At 39.4% G+C, this 15,232-nt stretch carries 17 protein-coding genes and 1 riboswitch; of the genes, 10 read left to right on the top strand and 7 right to left on the bottom strand.

Features of this window, described 5'->3' with window-relative positions; all coding sequences use genetic code 11:
- Positions 1 to 4 precede the first annotated feature (4 nt).
- Genes BPOF4_RS06660 through BPOF4_RS06675 form a run of 4 tightly spaced genes read right to left on the bottom strand, consistent with a single transcriptional unit; the run spans position 5 to position 4,108 of the window.
- A complete protein-coding gene (locus tag BPOF4_RS06660; protein ID WP_012958324.1) occupies positions 5 to 1,483 on the bottom strand; it encodes a phytoene desaturase family protein in 1,479 nt (492 codons plus the stop codon).
- A complete protein-coding gene (locus BPOF4_RS06665; RefSeq protein WP_238446487.1) occupies positions 1,480 to 2,589 on the bottom strand; it encodes a glycosyltransferase family 2 protein in 1,110 nt (369 codons plus the stop codon). Before BPOF4_RS06665 ends, BPOF4_RS06660 begins: the two co-directional genes overlap by 4 nt.
- Complete coding sequence (locus tag BPOF4_RS06670; protein WP_012958326.1) at positions 2,586 to 3,311, bottom strand: lysophospholipid acyltransferase family protein; 726 nt, start codon at positions 3,309 to 3,311, stop codon at positions 2,586 to 2,588. Before BPOF4_RS06670 ends, BPOF4_RS06665 begins: the two co-directional genes overlap by 4 nt.
- Positions 3,308 to 4,108, bottom strand: a complete 801-nt coding sequence (locus BPOF4_RS06675; protein ID WP_012958327.1) for a carotenoid biosynthesis protein — start codon at positions 4,106 to 4,108, stop codon at positions 3,308 to 3,310. Before BPOF4_RS06675 ends, BPOF4_RS06670 begins: the two co-directional genes overlap by 4 nt.
- A 133-nt stretch (positions 4,109 to 4,241) precedes the next feature.
- On the opposite strand from BPOF4_RS06675, the gene BPOF4_RS06680 reads away from it, so the two are divergent.
- From BPOF4_RS06680 to BPOF4_RS21585, 3 genes are all read left to right on the top strand, one after another.
- Complete coding sequence (locus BPOF4_RS06680; protein WP_012958328.1) at positions 4,242 to 4,985, top strand: SDR family NAD(P)-dependent oxidoreductase; 744 nt, start codon at positions 4,242 to 4,244, stop codon at positions 4,983 to 4,985.
- Between the two features lie 101 nt (positions 4,986 to 5,086).
- A complete protein-coding gene (locus tag BPOF4_RS06685; protein WP_012958329.1) occupies positions 5,087 to 5,953 on the top strand; it encodes an SDR family oxidoreductase in 867 nt (288 codons plus the stop codon).
- A gap of 57 nt (positions 5,954 to 6,010) precedes the next feature.
- Positions 6,011 to 6,160, top strand: a complete 150-nt coding sequence (locus BPOF4_RS21585) for a YycC family protein (RefSeq protein WP_012958330.1) — start codon at positions 6,011 to 6,013, stop codon at positions 6,158 to 6,160.
- 43 nt (positions 6,161 to 6,203) lie between these two features.
- On the opposite strand, the gene BPOF4_RS06690 is transcribed toward BPOF4_RS21585, so the two are convergent.
- Together BPOF4_RS06690 and BPOF4_RS06695 are read right to left on the bottom strand one after the other, a co-directional pair.
- On the bottom strand, positions 6,204 to 7,733 hold the full coding sequence (locus BPOF4_RS06690) for an NCS2 family permease (protein ID WP_012958331.1): 1,530 nt from the start codon (positions 7,731 to 7,733) through the stop codon (positions 6,204 to 6,206).
- A gap of 12 nt (positions 7,734 to 7,745) precedes the next feature.
- Positions 7,746 to 8,339, bottom strand: a complete 594-nt coding sequence (locus BPOF4_RS06695; RefSeq protein WP_012958332.1) for a xanthine phosphoribosyltransferase — start codon at positions 8,337 to 8,339, stop codon at positions 7,746 to 7,748.
- Positions 8,340 to 8,506: 167 nt separating this feature from the next.
- Positions 8,507 to 8,608: riboswitch (purine riboswitch) on the bottom strand.
- Between the two features lie 153 nt (positions 8,609 to 8,761).
- On the opposite strand from BPOF4_RS06695, the gene BPOF4_RS06700 reads away from it, so the two are divergent.
- Complete coding sequence (locus BPOF4_RS06700; protein WP_327869773.1) at positions 8,762 to 9,163, top strand: periplasmic substrate-binding domain-containing protein; 402 nt, start codon at positions 8,762 to 8,764, stop codon at positions 9,161 to 9,163.
- A 129-nt stretch (positions 9,164 to 9,292) separates the two neighbouring features.
- On the opposite strand, the gene BPOF4_RS21165 is transcribed toward BPOF4_RS06700, so the two are convergent.
- Positions 9,293 to 9,379, bottom strand: a complete 87-nt coding sequence (locus BPOF4_RS21165) for a YjcZ family sporulation protein (protein WP_049779878.1) — start codon at positions 9,377 to 9,379, stop codon at positions 9,293 to 9,295.
- Between the two features lie 389 nt (positions 9,380 to 9,768).
- On the opposite strand from BPOF4_RS21165, the gene BPOF4_RS06705 reads away from it, so the two are divergent.
- The 6 genes from BPOF4_RS06705 (at position 9,769) to BPOF4_RS06730 (ending at position 15,221) form a co-directional block, all read left to right on the top strand.
- On the top strand, positions 9,769 to 10,287 hold the full coding sequence (locus BPOF4_RS06705) for a PTS sugar transporter subunit IIA (protein WP_012958334.1): 519 nt from the start codon (positions 9,769 to 9,771) through the stop codon (positions 10,285 to 10,287).
- Positions 10,288 to 10,594: 307 nt separating this feature from the next.
- Complete coding sequence (gene licT / locus BPOF4_RS06710; RefSeq protein ID WP_012958335.1) at positions 10,595 to 11,434, top strand: BglG family transcription antiterminator LicT; 840 nt, start codon at positions 10,595 to 10,597, stop codon at positions 11,432 to 11,434.
- A gap of 24 nt (positions 11,435 to 11,458) precedes the next feature.
- Entirely contained in the window at positions 11,459 to 12,403 is a 945-nt protein-coding gene (locus BPOF4_RS06715; RefSeq protein ID WP_012958336.1) for an aminoimidazole riboside kinase, read from the top strand.
- A 327-nt stretch (positions 12,404 to 12,730) separates the two neighbouring features.
- Positions 12,731 to 13,036: a CC/Se motif family (seleno)protein gene (locus tag BPOF4_RS06720; protein ID WP_012958337.1), complete on the top strand. Its 306-nt coding sequence runs from the start codon at positions 12,731 to 12,733 to the stop codon at positions 13,034 to 13,036.
- Positions 13,037 to 13,056: 20 nt separating this feature from the next.
- Positions 13,057 to 13,605: a DUF8052 family protein gene (locus tag BPOF4_RS06725; protein ID WP_012958338.1), complete on the top strand. Its 549-nt coding sequence runs from the start codon at positions 13,057 to 13,059 to the stop codon at positions 13,603 to 13,605.
- Positions 13,602 to 15,221 (top strand): carbon starvation CstA family protein, encoded by a 1,620-nt coding sequence (locus BPOF4_RS06730; RefSeq protein ID WP_012958339.1) that lies wholly within the window; start codon positions 13,602 to 13,604, stop codon positions 15,219 to 15,221. The genes BPOF4_RS06725 and BPOF4_RS06730 overlap by 4 nt, the downstream gene beginning before the upstream one ends.
- The last annotated feature ends 11 nt before the right edge of the window (positions 15,222 to 15,232 follow it).

The following is a 15,232-nucleotide window of genomic DNA, read 5'->3' on the forward strand; positions in this document are numbered from 1 at the left end:
CTCCTTAACCATGTTTATCTATGAGTACCTTCGCTATATTCTTGCCGCTTAATGTGACCATTGGAGACCCGCCTCCTGGATGAGTCGAGCCGCCGACAAAGTATAGGTTGCTCAAGTCTTTTGCTTTATTTGCTGGCCTTAAATATGCATCTTTTCGTTTATTAGATGCTGGCCCGTACAATGCCCCGCGATATGCATTAAATGTGGAAGCAATCCAATTAGGCTCTATTATTTTTTCTTCTAAAATATAGGGTCTGATCTCTACACCAAAAGCCTCAAGTTTATCATAGATTACTTCTTTATATGTTTCTAAATCTAGCGGATCCTTTTCATTTGTGATGGCTGGTGCATTCACTAAAATGAATAAATTATCTCCATCAGGTGAGACAGCAGGGTCCGTATAAGATGAATTACATATATACACTGTAGGATCTTTCGGGAGCTGTTTTTTGGTGAATAATTCATTGAATTCTTTTTCGTACGATTCGCTAAAATAAACCTGATGGTGAATAAGTGAATCAAGCCGTTTATTTAAAGAAACTAAGAGAACGAGCGCAGAAATTGAGGGCTCATAGGAATCTCTTTTTCGATCTTTAAAAGAAGGGCGGTACTTTTCTTTTACTAAGGAAGGATATACGGATAAAAGGTCCCCGTTCATAATCACTTCATCTACATCAATCATCTCATCAGTTGATAAAGCCATTGCTGTTACACGGCTGTCTTTCACTTCAAGATGATTCACTTCTGTGTCTTTCTTAATGTTCACACCAAGCTCCACTGCTCTTGTAGTTAGAGCTTCCGCAATGACAGGGTTTCCCCCTTTAACGTAATACACTCCCTCGATCAACTCTAAGTAAGCAATCATCGCAAATGTAGCAGGGGCAACATACGGAGAGGAGCCGATATAGGTTGCATATCGGTTAAACATTTGGATTACCTGCTCATTGGTAAAGTATTTTCTATGAAATGAATCAAGGGTTTGGTGCGGCCTTACTTGGATAAGTGCACGAGCAAGCTCTGGTGAAAGATAATCAGTCCAGCTGGTGAAGGTTCGATGAAAGAAGTAGCGCTCTGACAATCCGTATAAACGCTTGATTTCAGTTAAATAATTTGAATAACAAGACCGAGCATCTGGCTCAAATGAAGTGAGCTGACTGCTTACCTCAGATACATCAGTAGACAAATCTAGCGTTGTCCCATTTGTGAAATGATTTCTGGTGTGGGTTTTTAGTTGAATAAACTCAAGATAATCATCCGGGTTGACACCAGTCTCTTTAAAGATACTTTTAAACACATCAGGCATGGTTATGGTATTTGGACCAAAGTCAAATTGAGCACGACCTAACTGATGGCGCATCATCTTTCCACCTAAATGTTGATTCTTTTCTACTAAATGCACCTCAAAACCATGATAGGCAAGCAGTACTGCACTAGCTAAACCGCCCAGTCCCCCGCCAACAATCCCTACAACTTTCTTTTTCATGAATAACGCCGTCCTTTCCAAACAAATCCCTTCCCATTAAAGCTTAAGAACATAGATCGATATAATACTAATAACAGGCTTACTGCGGAGAGGGGCATGAAGAGCCACAGCCACTTTTCTTGATTCATGGAACGATCAATAAAGAATTTGATCATCCAAGTTAGAGTTAACGGTAACAAGTAATAAAATTGCAAAGTAAATAGACCGTATAAGGCAAGAGGGAGTGGCACAATAAACAACATAAAATAAAAAATAGAGAGAAAAACGGCTAGTATTACTGACCTGCCTATACCGGGAAAAATATTTTTTGAAAACCCTTCCCATACTTCTTTATTACTGTCGTACATATGGCATGTTACATCAGTTGTCACATTCGCAATGATTGCTTTGCTGCCGCTTTTTTTTACAGCGCGGGTAAGATGGACATCTTCGACAAGAGAATTTTGAACTGTCTGATGCCCGCCGGCTTTCTCATAGGCTGCACGGCTAAAGAACATGAAAGCACCATGGGCAGCAGTAAAAGCAGGCTTCATTGTATAGTTAGCCATAAAAAGCGGCAGGTGCATAAGTACAATCATATGCTGCATAGGAACAAGCAGTTTACTAAGAAAGCTTGTTGTAGGGAAAAACGGAAACCCTGTAAGCAATCCTGCTTTATGTTTCTCCAATAGCTGTAAAGCTTTATGAAGTGTGTTTGGCTTTATTCGAATGTCTGCATCAATAAAAACGAGAAATTCTCCCCGCGCTTTTGCTCCAAGTTGATAACATGCATGAACCTTTCCCACCCATCCTTTTGGAAGCGGTTTTCCGTCGATTATAGTTACGTTGGTAAGAGATTGACTGTATGTTTCTAGAAGAGGTCGAGTCTGATCAGTTGAACCGTCGTCTAGAAAAATAAATTCTACATTTGGGTACGTTACCTTCGATAAAGAAGAAAGTAAGTCACCTACATTGCGCTCTTCGTTTCTAAGCGGCACCAAAACAGAAAGCAAGGGGTAGGTGACACGTTTCTCACTTTTATCTGGAAGCTTCGGGATAAATAAGCGATTGATCGTGGCCCATATTAGTATGACGAAAAGAATGAAGCAGAGGATCAATATCATCATTTAATTCCTCCCTTTAAAGTGAATGTTTGCAGCCACTCACTGACTGTTTTTCCACTTTGCAAAAGAGGTTGGTACTCTGATGGATTCTCAAGAACCAACTCCTCCTTTTGCTCCTCAAGCTGCCTTGTAAGTGTTTTTTCTAATGAACATGTGATCTCTTTTCTATTTCTCCCTAGACCACCGTTATTCTCAATAGCAGTCCCGATATGAATATATAGCTCAGGTTTTTGCTCGTGTCTAAAGGTGTAGTAATAGGTGAGCGGAACGACTAATACATCTTTCTTATCTTTTAATAAGTAGCCGACACCAGATTTAAATTCAAGCGGCCGTTTTTCAAGATGTTGTTCAGCCCCTTGAGGGAAAAACCACAGGGCTTGTTTAGTTGTCAACTTGGTCCGGGAATAGTTTAACGAGTCTAGGAGAGAGCGAGAATCGGATGGGTTGACTGAAAAAGCACCTATTTTTCTAAAAAAGGAATAGGACTTCATCCCTTCCTCACTCATCATCGCAAACGATTCATGACGTAAGCACTCGTTGGATAAATAAAAGGAAACGAGACCATCCCACCAGCTGCTGTGATTGGCAATTAACAGAAGAGGTCTGTCAGTTTTAGGGAAGGTTCCCTTTAGATTGACTGAATAAAAGGATCTTTTTAGAAGCCAATGAGTGGTATAAAAATGAAACACTTTTGAAAACCAGACACTCTTCTTATCTTTAATCATCTAGACTCACCTTCTTCTTTCTGTAGTGAGAGGAGATAGCTCCATAAAATAATTATGGCAGGGATGGCAGTGACAATAATAGCCAGCCAAAGCTGTTCAGTTGCAGCGATGACCATAAACATGAAAATCATTAATCCAAATAGCCAGACCATACGTATCTTCCAATAAGGTGATTGATCAATGTGGTAAACCTTTTTATAAGAAAGCAGAAGATAAATAATAGCATGAAGTAAAAAAGCAAGCCAAAACCATCCTGCAAAATTTGAAAAAGGAATGTCATAATACAACCCGCCCTGATCCCATATCCAATATTCTTTAATATGGAAAGCCACTGGATCAATGATTAAGTCAATCACAACAGCGAATATACTGCCAGCTACAACGTAAGTCAGTCCCCTAATCCAAGTATTAGAAATGACTTTTGTCAGTTGTTTGCTGATGCCATGGGTTGTTGCTATAACCATCAACCAAGCAAAGCCGATCGTTAAAGGAAGGTCGAATACGACAAGTCCAAAATCTGGATTGTAATAATAGTGTCCAAAAAACAGCCCGTAATGAACTCCTGCGCCTTCAACAAGAAGTGTAATCAAAAAGATAGCAGCACTGATCACACTCCCAAGAGCCGCACCATAATTTCGGATAAAGTAAACGACTCCAAGAGTTCCGGATAAGATGAGAAACACTGCATTAGCCCACTCAAGAGCAGGGGGCAGAATATCAAAGGTTAATAGAATGACTCCGTTTATGTACCAAAAAATAAATAAACCGAATAGTATACGGTCGAATGTGTGTGACATGACTTTATCCTCCTTATCTACTATGATCATTATAAAGTGATTTAGATAATTGTACAAATATTGTACAACGCGTTAAAATGTACAGCATGTTAAATTACACAATTTGTTATTTAAATAGAACGGAGGCATTATCATGAGAAATGAAGTCGTCATTGTAACAGGAGCAGGACAGGGTATAGGGAAAGTGATTGCATTAGAGTATATAAAAAGGGGAGCGACCGTAATTGCTTGTGATCTCAATCAAGAGGCAGTTGAAAAAACGGCTCGAGAAATAGATGAAAAAGACAAACACCTTTATTATCCTATGGCATGTGATGTCAGGTCTGAAGATCAAATACAAGAATTGACCGGCCATGTGAAACAACAATTTGAGCGCATTGATGTTCTAATTAATAATGCAGGTGTTTCTTCGTTTAAATCTCCCTTTGAATTAGATGTAAGCGAATGGGATGATGTGATTCACACGAATTTACGAAGTGTGTTTATTTTTACAAAAGAAGCAGCAAAGGTAATGCAGGAAACTCAGTATGGAGCGATTGTCAATATCGCCTCTACAAGAGCAATGATGTCTGAACCAAATTCTGAGGCTTACGCTGCTTCAAAAGGGGGTATCATCTCCCTAACACATGCTTTTGCGGCGAGTCTTCAAGATTCAGGGATCCGTGTAAATGCTATCAGCCCTGGATGGATTCATACAGGAGATGCAGGGGAACTAAGAGAGGTTGATCACAACCAGCATTTTTCAAAAAGAGTCGGCGTACCAGAAGATATTGCGCGTGCATGCCTGTTTTTAACTCAAAAAGAGAATTCGTTCATCACTGGTGAGAATGTCGTTATTGACGGTGGCATGACTCGGAAAATGATTTATGAACATTAAAACAATAGTGGGAACTTCAAAAGGGTTATTCATTTTCGAGTGATAGAAGCCTCATGATTTTTCTCATTAGTGAGAAGCTAATGGAAAAGGAGTGTTGCTATATGACAAATAAATCGTATCCAACTAGTCAGCCAGCCCAGCATCAAAATCGCCAGCCAGGCTTTGAGGAGGAAATGAACCCAAAACCTGTGTATGACCGGACGGAATACAAGGGGAGCGGGAAGCTTGAAGGTAAAGTAGCTCTCATTACAGGAGGAGACAGCGGAATTGGACGAGCGGTTGCTGTAGCATTCGCTAGAGAGGGAGCAGACCTTGTAATTGGGTATTTAGATGAACATGAAGATGCCCAGATTACCAAAGGATTAGTCGAAAAAGAAGGGAAGCAATGTTTATTATTCACTGGAGATATTGGGGAGGAAAGCATTGCTAAGCAGCTTGTTCAAAAAACGATCGAAACCTATAATAAGCTAGATATTCTAGTAAATAATGCAGCAGAGCAGCATCCTCAAACATCACTTGAAGCGATCACTGCAGAGCAGTTAGAGAGAACATTTAAAACAAATATTTTCTCCTTTTTCCATGTAACAAAAGTAGCACTGCCTCACTTGAAATCTGGTGCGAGTATTATTAACACAGCATCTATTACGGCATATCAAGGAAATGATCAATTAATCGATTACTCCTCAACAAAAGGGGCGATCGTCAGCTTTACCCGTTCTTTATCAGAATCATTAATTAAACGAGGCATACGAGTAAATGGGGTAGCGCCTGGTCCTATTTGGACGCCGCTTATCCCAGCAAGCTTTGATGCGAGCCACGTCGCTTCTTTTGGGCAAAACTCCCCTTTAGGACGTGCCGGGCAGCCGGAAGAATTGGCACCTTCCTATGTTTATCTAGCATCTGATGATTCCTCTTATGTCAGCGGACAGATGCTTCATGTAAACGGCGGGACCATTGTAAACGGTTAAAGGTGTTGCCATCATAGAGTCACATCCGCTAAACTAATAAATACGAGGAGTGATGACATGAGACCTTTACAAATTTCAGCCGAGACTGCACAGAAATTATCTAAATCATTGAATGTGCCGATTGAACAAATTATGCATATGCCTCAGCATATTCTAATTGCAAAACTGGCTGAGCTTGAGAAAAAAAATGATAGCACAGAAAAATAAAAAGACGTATCCGCACTGAACGGCGGATACGTCTTTCATTTTATTAAGAGGCTACTTGTTGTTTTGTTTTCGTTAAAGCAGGCTCTGTGACTTCTTGTGCCGATGCTTGTTTATACGCACAATATACAAAGAAAACGGCAACTAGTACATATCCTATAGCATAATCTGGGGCAGCATTAACAGCAAGAGCCGGTGCATGCATAAATCCGACAAAAGATAAGAAGGCAGCAATCAGAGAGAAAATGGTTGCTTGTTTAAAATTCCGATCAATAATAGCAACCGTCATAGCCCCAAGTAAAATAGCTGTAAACATAGCTCCTTGTCCGAGTGGAACGATCCCCTCAGAAATCCCAGCAACGACTTCACCTGCTCCGTTATTAAATCGTGTCATAACATAGTTAGCGAAATACGGCAGCATTGCGATCGCCACAGCAGGATAGTATTTCTTATCATTAGATTGAAAGGCTGTTGTGACCATTGATAAGCCGACAAATACAAGAATTGGTGCGATCGCAGCTAATGGAATGATCGCGGCTAATGCAGCAATCACACCTGTTACAGCTGCTGCACCAAAAACAACGGCATTTAATATACTGTACCCTCGTCCGGCTCCCATTTGTTTTGAGCCGACTGTTGCAATATAAACAGTTGTAGGAAACAATCCTCCAAAAATGGCACCAAGCATCGTCCCTGTGCCGTCCACAGCTTGGCATTCACGAACATCATAAGAATCACCTGCAGCTGCCATCGCATCGACGTTATTCATCGTTTCAATCGCATTATAAAGTGTGATAGGCAGTAATACGGCAAGTAATCCAATAAGTGCTCCAAATAAATAAGTCATTCCTTCAAATGCAGCTAGTGAAGGGACGATTGGGTAAAATCCCATGTTTGAGATACCTTCAGCAATACTTCCAGGAGATTGATACCCTAAGGCAAAAGCTAGAGCAGTACCGATGATTACGGCGAATAATGATGCAGGGATATTGAATGGCATTGCGACTTTACCAACTACACCAACTAAAATAATAGCTAATGCAACAAGACCTACAACCGGAATGGAGAACGTATTAAATAACATTTCACCAGCAATAAATGTGATTGCCACACCCGCAAGAGCTCCTAACATGGCTGCGCGCGGCAGGTGGTCACGGACCCAGTTTCCAGATAAGCTGACTACAGCTTCAATCAAACCACTTAAAAAGGCTGCGGCAACAGCAATTTTCCAAGCAAGTTCAGGGTCACCTGTAAGAGCGTTAGCAGGCGCAAGAACCCCAAATAAAAAGACAAACATAACAGGAGTGCTGATCCCATAAGACAGGGCGGTTACATCAGTTCGGTTTTCTTTAACGGCCAAGCGCTTTGCCATGTACGCATAATATAAATTTCCGGCCATAACAGCAACAGCAGCACCAGGAATAACTTTTCCAAACACAATACTAGCAGGGAATCCCATACCAAGCATAGTGACCGCTATAATCACAAAGTTTGCTAAGTTATTTTGGAATAAGGCAAAAAATGCATCTGTATCCTCTCTTTTATAAAGGGGATAATGAATAGGTTTAGTCGTCATGATGCAGCCTCCTTATGAGTGAGATGAAACGAGTTCATCAACAAATGTAATTTTACCTTCATTTAAATCGTGCAGGCGTGCTAGCGATTCGACGCGATACCCAGCATCATCAAGATTTTTTCTTCCTTCTTGGAATGATTTTTCAATCACAATTCCAATACCTGCAACACTAGCACCTGCTTGTTCAACGATCTCTATTAATCCAAATGCCGCCTGGCCATTAGCAAGGAAATCGTCAATGATTAACACACGATCTCCTCCTTGGATGAAATCCTTGGAGACAGATATATCATTTGATTCTTGTTTCGTAAAAGAATAAACCGTGCTTACAAGGAGGTTATCCGTTAACGTTAATGACTTTTTCTTGCGGGCAAAGATCAACGGTGCTTGAAGTTCTGTTGCTGCCATAAAGCTTGGTGCAATACCTGATGATTCAATGGTTAAAACTTTAGTAATCCCATCATTCTTAAAACGTGCAGCAAATTCCTTGCCGACCAATGCCATTAGCTCCGTGTCAATTTGATGGTTTAAAAAAGTATCAACCTTTAACACATCATTTGATAATACTTTTCCTCTTTCTCGTATTGCATTTTTTAGCTCTTGCATACGATCCCCTCCTTAATAATGAAAAAACCCGAATATCAAGGCACCTGTAGACTACAAGTGATACCTTGACATTCGGGTTTTTTGTCAAAAGAAAAGTTAGGCAATGTATATTGCTAAATAAGCAGTAATATACATAAAACACCTGTTCAATTGAACTATTATTTGATCCGATTGTCATCATCACTCATAGTCAAGCCATTTACGGCAGCTTGGTAGAAACTTGTGAGCCATATCCTCACGATTATACGAGTTTGTTTTATATTGTTTGTGTATAGGGGTTAGTATAGAGTATCATGTCTATTTTTTAAAGAGTTTTTTGAAAAAAACGAATAAAAAACTTAAATTTAGAAAATTCATTCGTTTTTTAGAGTGCTCAAAATCTTTTAATTGATGGTCCTTAATGAACATAAATCTTAGCTGAGATCGGGATCCGAGCTGATATTCGTGCGATGGAATATGGTGCATTTTTAGACAGTATCACGAATGCAGAGCATGATATGATGATTGGTGCTTGGGGAACGGTGACAGCTGATGCTGATTACGGACTTTATCCGATGTTTCATTCATCTAACTTCGGTATGACTGGCAACCGTACGTTCTATGCAAATGATGAAGTAGATGAGCTGCTTGTATTAGGCCGCCAAGAAACTGATGAGGGCGAGCGATTAAACATTTACAAACGTGCACAGGAAATTATTATCGAAGAAGCTCCTCTAGTGCCTCTTTATCATACAGAGCATCTAGCTGGTCTTCGTGATGAGGTAGAAGGTTTTTGGATTCATCCAAGCAGCTTATATTACCTCCGTGATGTGACGATTCAATAGTATAAAACCATAGTATAAAACCATAGCATAACTCCATAATTTAACGACTATGTAAATCCACTAACCCCCCAGTTTATAAACTGGGGGGTTATATGCGTTCACAATAAGGAGGGGGTTCTTAAAGTTTAATTAGCATACGTAAGCGGAACCGACAATGACTAATAAGATGAATAATACGACAATTAACGTAAACCCACCTTGATAAGAGTAACCCATAGCTGTCAACTCCTTTCTGCTCTGTTCCATACATACTATGTCAATTAGCTGATATTGGTTGGGCTAATCATCATTTTTTAGGTGAAAATCATAAATCCAGGCATGAGATGTTTTCTTGTTTGAGAAATGGTAAACAAGGGAATAGTACAAACAACGCTTCCCCTAAGCGAGATCATTTGACAAGGTCTATTGTTCATATTAAAATGTGTTAGCGAAATGAATATGGCAGGATTGTAACTGATTAGATCAGGCAAGACCTTGAGAAACGAATGGGGAGCACTAAGCTATCTTTATGCGTTTTTTTAGGTCTTTTTCTATTTCCTGAAAAAAAGCATCATTTCCAGTCATGTAATTAGTAATTATGAAATTAATTGAGAGGTGTATTTAACATGTTAAAAAAATTATTCGGACTAGATAAGAAGGAAGCAGCACCAGTTCAACCAACTCAAGAAATTGTTCACTCTCCAATGACGGGGAAATATGTTGCTATTGAAAATGTTCCAGACCCAACTTTTGCAGAGAAAATGATGGGTGACGGTGTTGCCGTGGAACCTGCTAATGGAACAGTTGTTGCTCCTGTATCAGGAGAAATCATGCAGGTTTTCCCGACAAAACATGCGATTGGAATCAAAACGCCAGGCGGAGCAGAGATCTTACTTCACATTGGTCTTGAAACGGTCAATATGAAAGGTGAAGGTTTCACAGCTCATGTTAAAGAAGGAGATAAAGTGAAAGTAGGAGATCCTTTAGTTGACTTTGACCTTGCACTTGTAAAAGAAAAAGCGGCAAGCATCATTACGCCAATTGTTGTTACAAATCAAGACGACCTAGATAGCGTCATCAAAGAAACAGCAACCGATGTGGTTGCAGGTGAAACTCCTCTTCTTACATTAAAGATGAAGGGCTAATCTTAAATTAATAGTTGAATGAGAAAAGTGAAGCCGTCAAACAGCTTCACTTTTTTTACATCTGCTCCCCTCATTTACCTGCAATGCCAAAGCATTCACTTTCGCTTTTCGTGTCTAGCTACAGTTCATTGGCCTGCTAGATAAAACGGTGAATCAAATAAAGTCAAAAAGCGACTTCATATTGCTTCTCCTCATTTACCTGCAATGCCAAAGCATTCACTTTCGCTTTTCGTTTCATTTCGTTACAATGGTAGGGTGTTATTCGGATGATATATTGTTGATGGCGGATTAATTAGGGAGCATGATGATGAGGATTAATAAAGTGTTAAATAATAATGTAGTGGTCGTAAAAGAGGGGCAAGAAGAAATTATTGTTATGGGCTCTGGATTAGCTTTTGGTAAGCGGAAGAATGATTTAATTAACCCTGAGAAAATTGAGAAAGTGTTTGTCATGAAAGATAAGAATGAATATGAAAAATTTACTCAAATGCTCAATATGCTGCCTGAAGCACATATTTCTTTAGCTGAGCAAATCATTTCGTATGCCGAGAAGAAGTTAAAAGCCAGTCTAAATGAGCATGTTCATGTGGCTTTAGCCGATCATCTTTCGTTTGCCATTGAACGTATAAAACAGGGATTCAGCCTACATAATAAATTATTACACGAAATTAAAGCACTGTACCCTGCTGAATTTGAAATTGGTAAATGGGCTGTCGACTTGGTTTTCGAAAAAACGGGTGTTCGATTACCGGAAGATGAAGCAGGACATTTAGCTCTTCACATTCATACAGCCAAGATGAATGCCTCTACCATGAATGAAGTGATGAATACAACCGTTATCCTTCATGAGCTCATTTCATTAATTGAAAATACACTGCAAGTCAAAGTTGAAGAAGACTCGATATCATATCAACGATTAATGACTCACTTAAATTTCGCTTTGAAACGAGTAGTAGAAAATGAACCGTTTCAAGATGTAGACCCAGACATGCATGCGCTTGTAAAGGAGAAATACAACAGATCCTATCAAACGGCCTTGCTGCTGAGAGATCATGTAAAGGATCGTTTGGAACAGGACCTTCCCTCATCAGAACTTGTTTATTTAACATTACACATTCAACGAATTGATAAAAAAGAACGAAGTTAAAGAAAAAATAAGGTGTGATTGAATATGAAAGGGATTATATCCTTAGGTGAAGCATTAATTGATTTTATTCCATTAGACAAAGAGAATATCACTTATCAAAAAAGTCCTGGCGGTGCTCCGGCAAATGTGGCTGTTGCAGCAGCTAAATTAGGTGCGAAATCCACCTTTGTTGGTAAAGTTGGGCAAGATGTATTGGGAGAGTTCCTCAAAGAAACGTTGCAAAGCCACGGGGTAGATGTTACTTCTATGATCTTAACTGAGGAAGCAAGAACTGGAGTCGTTTTTGTAACGTTAGATGAATCGGGTGAGCGTAATTTCAGCTTTTATATTGATCCTAGTGCAGATCGTTTTCTTTCAATAGATAACTTAGATTCCGAGTTATTTACAGGACATAATGTTCTTCATTATGGGTCCATTTCAATGATTTCCGAGCCGAGCAGAAGTGCTACTCTACAAGCAGTAAAAATGGCTAAGGAGCAAAATATGATTGTGTCATATGACCCTAACTTAAGATTAGGGTTATGGCCGTCAGAAAAGGACGCGAGAGAAACGATTAGTTCAATGTTAAAAGAAGCAAGCATTGTGAAAATCTCAGACGAGGAACTTACATTTTTGACTGGTGAAATAGAACTTGAAGCAGGTATAAAAAAGCTTTCAAAGTACAACATTCCAGTGTTGCTTGTTACTTATGGCAGCAAGGGGAGTTATGTACATGTTGATAATGAAACGATTCATGTGCCGGCAATGAAAGTTGAAACAGTTGACACTACAGGAGCAGGGGATGCTTTTGTTTCAGGAATCTTATATCAACTGAGCGAAAGAAATACGGCTCTAGGAGAGATTGCTCTTGATCAGTGGAAGGAAATTGTTGAGTTTGCTTCGGTATCAGGGGCGCTTGCGGCTTCTACAAGAGGGGCAATGACTGCCCTTCCTACGCTTGATGAAGTGAAAGCTACATTACAAAAGTAGAGTGTGTGTCAGGTAATCTTAATGTATTTTTATGGGAAATAAGCCGATCGTAGCGTTGGCTGACCTAATTTTATAAGACAAAAGAAGGAGCTGTTCAACCTAGAACAGCTCTTTTTATACGAAATGTACTCTAGAAACATATAATTTAATGGAATTGTTAGAAAATCGAACAAATTAGTGAACTTACTCTTGTTTTCTATTTCTATTTTTGTATAATGATAAATAGTTGGTAGAAAAGTTCGAAAATTGTTAATACTATTAAGGATTAAATAATAACATTCATTAGATGAGTGTTTTAGAAGGTACACTGATAATGGGGGGATCTACATGAAAGATTCGAACATTCCTATCACCATTTCAAAACGTGCCTATGACTTTATAAAAAAGCACGGAGGTACAGTAAGCATTTCATTATTTCACGGAAATTCTTCCTGCTGTACAGGGGGGATTACTGAACTTATTTTATCTTATAAGGCACCTTTTGATAGAAATAAGTTTCAGAAAATTCAGCATAATGAAATTGAGTTGTTAATTGAACCGAACCTTCCTCTAAAAGATACAGGTTTAAAAATTGATCTATCTACATTCGGCTGGATCAAACAACTACAAGCAACAGGACTCGAGAGATTTTAAAGGGGAGTAAGGTGAAGGGAATGAACAAGACTAAAGTCAGCACAAAGGAAATGAAAGAATTTATTAATGATATGGCTAATCAATATACGATGCAGTTTAATGTGTACCGGGAGGAAAGAATAGGCGATACACTGCTTGATTTTTATGCTGAATTTAAAAGGCGTGATGAGAAATATCTAATGAGTAAGTCAATTAAGGTATGGAGTGTTGAAAATCAGCAATATGCATTTGTCAAACATCAAGAACAAGCCATCACTCCAACAGATATAAAGAAGTTCGCCAAAGATATTGATGCTAGAATCAAAGAATTTGTACCATCTAAACGTGAACATATGTCGACATTTTTTATTGGATTTATTGTAACCAATCAACCAATAGATAAAGCTGTTTTGAAGGAGGTGAGGAAGGCACGGAAGCTGCAGTTTTTAAAGTTTGGTTTACATGGCTGGGCAGATCGCTACATTGCGATTGTTGACCTTACAGAGAGAAAAGTATTCGTAAACAACAAAGGGAGAGAATTTGTAAAGGGATTTCAGGATGCCTTATTGAAGGGGGAAGCTAGGGTATGAACTTTTTAACATTAATGATGATCTCAGGGGTCATTTTCTTACTTGCTTATCGTATTTATGGTCGTTTTCTAGAAAAAGAATTAAAAGTGGATCCAAACCGTGTCACTCCAGCAGTAGAAGTAAATGACGGGGTAGAATATGTTCCTGCAAAGAAGCCGGTATTGCTAGGACATCACTTTGCAACCATTGCTGGTGGAGGTCCGATTACAGGCCCTATTACAGCAGTAGCATTTGGCTGGCTGCCTGCGGTATTATGGATTATCATTGGTAGTATTTTCATTGGCGGGGTACATGATTATACTTCACTTCAAGCTTCTATCCGCCATAAAGCAAAGTCAATTGGTGCGGTGATTAAAGAATATATGGGTGGACGAGGTCAGGTATTATTTCTTACATTCTCTATTGCTACATTAATTTTAGTTGTCGGTGTATTTATGATTCTTGTAGCAAATACGTTTGTATCCGTTCCTGAAGCTGCTACAGCGTCGATTTTATTTTTAGGTGTTGCTATTATTTTTGGATTCTTTGTAAACCAGCTTCGTGTCAATTTAGCGATTGCAAGCGTGTTTGGTGTTATTGCCATGTTATTATCGATTTGGGTAGGAATTAACTTCCCAATCCATTTAAGTGCACCGACATGGTCGCTCATTTTACTAGGCTATGCTTATGCAGCTTCTGTTATGCCTGTATGGCTGCTTCTTCAGCCGCGTGATTATTTAAATGCCTTCTTATTATATGGGTTAATTATTGGAGCAGTAGTGGGGATCTTAATTGCCGCTCCATCTATTCAATTACCAGCTTACACTGGTTTCCGTCATGAGACGATGGGCTTTTTATTCCCAATCTTGTTTATTACGATTGCATGTGGAGCTATTTCAGGTTTCCATTCATTAGTATCATCAGGTACAACGGCAAAACAGCTTGATAATGAGAAAAATGGTAAATTTATTGCTTACGGCGGTATGCTCCTTGAAGGTTTCTTAGCGATTATTGCTATTGGCTCTGTTGCTTATTTATCACAAGCAGACTTTGCAGCAAGAATGGATGCATTAGGCGGACCGATTGGAACATTTGCTGCGGGTATCGGATACTTCATGTCATTTTGGGGAATCAGCGAAACGGTTGCCGTTACATTTGCTGCCCTGACTGCATCTGCTTTCTTACTAACAACACTAGATTCTGCTACGCGCCTTATGCGCTATGCAGTCCAAGAAATCACTGAAGACCGTGCGCCAAAAGCGTTCCAAAATTCACATGTGGCTACAGCATCTGGTCTTGTCTTTGCAGCTGCACTAGCTCTATCAGGAACGTGGAGTCAAATTTGGCCGCTGTTCGGCTCAGCTAATCAAATGCTTGGTGCGCTTGCTCTGCTTGCAGTAGCTGTCTGGCTTAAAAAGACTGGAGCTCGTACCTTCTATGTCGTTATACCGATGTACTTCATGTTCTTTGTCACAGTAGCAGCACTTGGGGTATTAATGTATAACAACTTTATCGCAAGCAATTGGCTGTTATTTGTTTCAGCATTCATCTTATTTATTCTATGTATCTTCCTAGCCATTGAAGGTTGGAGAGCATTAGGAGAGAAAGAAGAACAAGATCGTACGGTTAAAATGTAAATAAAGAAACA

Origin of the sequence: Alkalihalophilus pseudofirmus OF4 (assembly GCF_000005825.2) — a bacterium.
Classification (GTDB): domain Bacteria; phylum Bacillota; class Bacilli; order Bacillales; family Bacillaceae_D; genus Alkalihalophilus; species Alkalihalophilus pseudofirmus.